Raw genomic sequence first — 1210 nt, forward strand, 5'->3', positions numbered from 1 at the left:
GGCAGCGCTCTCCATAACGCTTGGGTATACGGATGCCGCAGCCTTTCCCCATTCCCTGTGAAATCACCACGAGGTGCAATTTCAACGATCGTCCCCGCATATAACACAGCAATCCGATCGGCTATTGTTAAAGCAGCTTCAATATCATGTGTGATTAACATCACCGCACAACCTTCCTCAGCCAGCTGCCTGAACCGGTTTAGCGTCTCACTCATTGATGAAGGGTCCAAGCCCGGAGTAGGCTCATCCGCAATCAATAACCGAGCACCGCTTACAGTAGCCGTTGAGACGAGAACTTTTCGCGCCATTCCTCCTGAGAGCTGGAAGGGAAACAGCTTGGCAACAAAGTCCGCTAACTTATACTTGTTAAAAGCCTGCCGCTGAAGCTCAGCGGGATCTCCTCGCCGAACCGCTTGTCTGACTYGATCACCGACGCGCATCAAGGGATCTAAATACTGAACAGACTGAGGGATAAGCGCGATTTCTTTCCCACTTAGACCCTCCTGCCTTTCAGTAGTCAGCTTCTCGCCTTTGAAGTTAATGGTCCCCGTAACCTGAGCGTTGCCAGGGAGTATGCCCAAGATGGCGTGGGCTAGCAGACTTTTGCCAGAACCGCTGGAGCCAACGACGGCTAGAATTTCTCCGGCATCAATCGAAAGTTCCAATTTATGAATAGCTTCCGTATTTATTGGGCGGAAATGGCGATCAAACCGATGAAAGCTGATCGAAAGTTCACTGACTTCCAACATAAAAGTGAATCCCTCTTTTCCAAGCTTGAAATTTGTTTAATGCTCATATGCACGTCTTGGATCTACCCACAACTTCAAGTTCTCTCCCAACATGGCAAAAGCCCTAACCAACAAAAGTAAGCATAAGCCAGGGAACAACGCCAGCCACCACATACCAGAAGATAAATAACGCATCGATTCGGACAAAATAATGCCAATCGCCGGCTCATGCGGGGAAAGTCCCATCCCAATGAAGGTAACCGCAGCCTCGTGCAAAATCGCATGAGGAACGATTAGAATAAGTCCAACCAATAGCTGGGGCAGTAGGTGAGGGATGATATGTCTTGTCGCAATCCACCAGTTAGATTTACCGAAATTACGCGATATGGAGACATACGGCGCCGAACGGATCTGCATCACTTCAGCACGTATGACCCTCGTTAAACTAGGCCAATGTGTTAGGGCAACGCCTATGATAATCC

At 49.0% G+C, this 1210-nt stretch carries 2 protein-coding genes; both read right to left on the bottom strand.

The features are described 5' to 3' along the window. Positions 1-749 (bottom strand): ATP-binding cassette domain-containing protein (locus tag AC1DUA_RS38340; RefSeq protein ID WP_477504674.1); only part of this gene is annotated, 749 nt, incomplete at its 3' end. A gap of 36 nt (positions 750-785) precedes the next feature. Further along, positions 786-1210 (bottom strand): ABC transporter permease (locus tag AC1DUA_RS38345; protein WP_477504675.1); only part of this gene is annotated, 425 nt, incomplete at its 5' end.

The sequence above is a fragment of the Paenibacillus sp. 01T422 genome, assembly GCF_056398785.1.